This window comes from Endozoicomonas sp. SESOKO4, assembly GCF_024606275.1.
This window is the reverse complement of record NZ_JAHHPS010000581.1, coordinates 1-3,884: the sequence shown is the minus strand read 5'-3', so window position 1 is coordinate 3,884 and position 3,884 is coordinate 1. Positions and strand designations below refer to the sequence as shown.

Here is a 3,884-nt window from a genome sequence, read left to right as displayed (position 1 = left end):
CCTAAATTCACAATAGCCAGGCATTTAATAGATAAATAATATTATACAATCATATTTTTAAAGAATAACAATTAAACGCTCCGTGCAAAATCTAAACAGTCAGAAAATACTGTCGAACCAATAGTAAACAGCACGCAGTCGTCTGAGTCCAATGTGAAGGATTGGCAATCAAACCAAACATGGGACTGATAAAACCATTGCAACGATCTACCTTGAGAGGATTCAATAATCAGAATAAATAAGCCAGATTAAGCCCAGCGCGATAATCATGCCCCTCCGATCTAATGGTATAACTTGCATCAGTACCTAGATTAAATGACTTTGTCAGATTGATGTTATAGCCTGCTCCAAACATCAGAGCATGCGGGCCTCGGTTCTGCCCGGAAAATTCGTCCTTGTTCTGGCCAGCTAAGCCTGCATCTAAGTCATGAGTTTCTTTTCGATTAGCTGTTATGTCAAACTCATAGCGAATTCTAAAGTCGACATAACCGGGTTTTTCTGCAATTGAAGCTTCAATCAAAGTATCTAACCCGGCTACCAGAACTAGAGATTGAGCGTCTGCACTATCGATTTCATAGTCATAATCTTCACCTCCGCGACTTTCCTTAATAGCACCTTGATCAAGGTAGGTGTAGTTAAACCCAAATATTGAAGCCAACAGTAAGCTGTCAGACTGTTTAAATACATCTTCAACTTGAATGCCCAGGGTGAGAAGAGTTTGCTTGTATTGTGATTCAGAAGCGCTTGTGCTTTGCCCACTTGTATTGATATTAGCTCTTTTGGATTCAAAGTCATTCTGGGACAGAAACATCATGGTGTTCATTCTATATCTTGAGTTAAATTGCCAGTTAAAATAGCTGCCTACTAGCCAGCTATCAGCGTTGAACTTTTGATTGATATGATCGTGCTCTTTTAATTCGGGATTTCCTGTGCCTACAAAAAAACCAAGAGTCTGTTGGCTTTGATTGAAAGCGTCTAAACCAAGAAGCAATAAACTTTGACTGTATTCATAATTCCCAGTTTTTCCTGAGTCCCCATCGACTTTACCGTTGGTGTTTAATGTAGAAAGCCATAAACGTTTTTTGGTATCAGGGTTAATCACTTGGGTAAGGTTGCGTGAGGTGATTTTACTCAAGCCATTATCAAAGACGGCGTTAGCAACCAAACTGTTAAATTCAAGAGCAACACTCATATTAGAGGCATAAGCTTCAGGGTTATTATTAGAAGCCATATTAGCTAAATCCAAGCCAGTCAGCCCTTGAAAAAAACTATTGTTTTCAAGCTGTTTTTCTGAAGGGGCTTGAGTGCCGGTTAAGCCCGTAACTTTTTCGATATACTGAGCAGCAGCCAATTGTTTATTTTTTGAAGCTCCATTAACTGCTTTTGTATCAATCCTAGCTATGGTTTCTGTGGCTTGTTGAACGGTTTTTACACCAAACTCTACAGTGACATCAGTATCTGTGATTGTGGTTTTAGATGTGTCTACCTCTATAAAGGGATTAAAGCTTTGGGGGTCTTCATTTATCTGAGTCTCGGTCAAAGATGATAGTCCTGAACCAGCTCTTAAAACGGTAAACCGTTTGCCATGAAGAAATTCATCAGGTGAAGCATTTGTTTGCAGGTTATATAGACCGATTGTGGTCGTTTTATTTACATTGATTTTTGAGTTAGCTATGACGCTGTCGTGAGTCAGGCCTTCTTTTGGGATAGCACTTAAAGTCGGATCTAATTCAATGGAAATTTTAGTATTTGAAAAATCAAGTGTGCCTGACCCATTGACATATAAAACACCTATGCCGTTATCGCCAGGGGCTAATTGAATGATTCTATATACAGTGCTATTGCCTAACTCAATACGCCCTGCGCCGGCAATCCTGTTAATTGCACGGGTATTGCCTCCCTGGCTGACATTGAGAGTGGTGCCATCGTTGATATAGAGCCAACCCGAATTGCTAAGGTTGGCGCTGCCTATCAAGCTTAAAGTGCCTTCTTCAATATGAATATCACCACGAAAACTGCTGTTAATTCCCGCTAAACTGACATTGGATGTCCCTTTTTTAATAATTTTCCCGTCACCATTGAACTCAGCGCCTGATACAGTGCCGTCAAAACTTTGATTAAAGATCAGCGTGCCACCAATATCGACTCTGCTGCCATAAATAAAAGGCTTTGTGGTGATCTCTAATGTACTGCCCCGGTTCACTTCAATATATTCAAAACCATCTGTGAAACCTATGGTGCCACCAGTTCCAGCATTTCTAATATCACCTGTAAATGTCCACTTTCCTGGGCCGTCGATATGTAAACTTTCTATGGGCTTGCCATTAGAAGTAACGAAATCGCCATTATAGACATAATTGTCATTATCTTTTGTGTGTATATATAAGCTCCCTTGCTCGAAATCCCTTTTAGGGCCAAAGTTATTCATGACGGTTTCACCTTCACCTGTAATAGCCCTTAATGACATGTAGTAACCAGTTATATTCGATGTGTTGTAATCAATTTGTAAGGCTGAGTCATTTTCAATATTAATAATGGCGTTATCATAATGAAATCGAGGTGTTGAAGAGCTATTATTGAAGCTGACAAGCTCTAATTTACCTTTGTTTATAATGTTGACGTCACCTTCGATAGTAGATCCAAATTCAGAACCAATGATAAACAGACCATTGCTGGAGTCATTGCCATTAACGGTCAGGCCACCAAAAATATATGTGTTCATATAAAGCAATTGAATGGGTGATTTGGTGATATTAACGGTGAGGCCACTGCTATAGTCAAATGTTCTTATTTGTTCGCCGTTTATAACACAAGTGTCTGCAACCCCGTCATTACGGCTGTTTAAGATCGTATCATCAGGCGTTGTAGGAAAATTTCTGAAGTCTTGATTTTTGCCATTATTAACTTCACAAGCTGTGTCAGCAAGGGCGTGATTACAAAGTAAGCTTAAGACAAGCAGAACGGTACACATGTGTCGTTTGATCATAGTCACTCAACTAAATCATGTTTAGTGCCTGCACGTAGCATAGACTAAGGAACTTGAGAGTGAGGTCTGAACCACTCGACAGTTTCATGCTTACGTTAAATCAGAGCACTTTTCAGGGAATATCTTCGGGATCTATAGGATTTTTTATCGCTCTTGTGGCCCCTGTGCAGATGAATCCTGTGCTGCCCATCTCATGTGATCGACGCTGATAACGTTATTTTTGGGCTCGCTGCTTACAAGAGCTTCAGAGGTGTCTGTTTTTGGTCTGGACAACTGGAAATGTAAACCATTGCCTAAACCCATAAAACAAATTCTCTTTTTCAGGTATCCTTAAGCACTCATTTTGACATGTATCATGGGAGGCTCTCTTGGAGTATCTGGCGGAATACGGCTTATTCCTTGCCAAAGTGGTCACATTTGTTGTGGCACTGCTGATCATCATTGTTGCCGTAGCAGCAATGGGAGAAAAATCCAAAAAGATCAGTAAAGGGCATCTTGAAATCAAGAAACTGAATGAACACTTTCAGCACCTGAAGGATGATCTTCAGCATGCGACTCTCGACAAGGAAGGCCTGAAGCAGCTGGCTAAGGAAAAAAAGAAAGCTGACAAGGAAAAGAAAAAGGATAAAGAAAAGGAAATAAAACCACGCCTGTATGTCCTTGATTTTCATGGCGATATGAAAGCTTCTGCGGTCAAGTCTCTTCGGGAAGAGATCACCGCAGTACTCTCTGTTATCACAGATAAGGATGAAGTACTTCTTAAGCTGGAGAGTGCTGGAGGCATGGTTCACGCCTATGGTCTTGCGGCTTCCCAGTTACAACGTATCAGAGATCGTGGTGTTAAGTTCACCATTGCAGTCGATAAAGTGGCTGCCAGTGGTGGTTATATGATGGCCTG

1 protein-coding gene and 1 pseudogene are annotated in these 3,884 nt (G+C 40.6%); one reads left to right on the top strand and one right to left on the bottom strand.

Annotated elements, in window-relative coordinates; all coding sequences use genetic code 11:
* Positions 1-229: 229 nt before the first annotated feature.
* Complete coding sequence (locus KDK16_RS11405; RefSeq protein WP_257276204.1) at positions 230-2,986, bottom strand: autotransporter outer membrane beta-barrel domain-containing protein; 2,757 nt, start codon at positions 2,984-2,986, stop codon at positions 230-232.
* Positions 2,987-3,354: 368 nt separating this feature from the next.
* Between KDK16_RS11405 and KDK16_RS11400 the strand changes: the two are divergent.
* Positions 3,355-3,884, top strand: a pseudogene (locus KDK16_RS11400) (protease SohB); the annotation flags it as partial.

Coding starts and splice junctions, on each gene's coding strand:
- KDK16_RS11405 (WP_257276204.1), bottom strand. CDS start 2,986: ATGATCAAACGACACATGTGTACCGTTCTGCTTGTCTTAAGCTTACTT.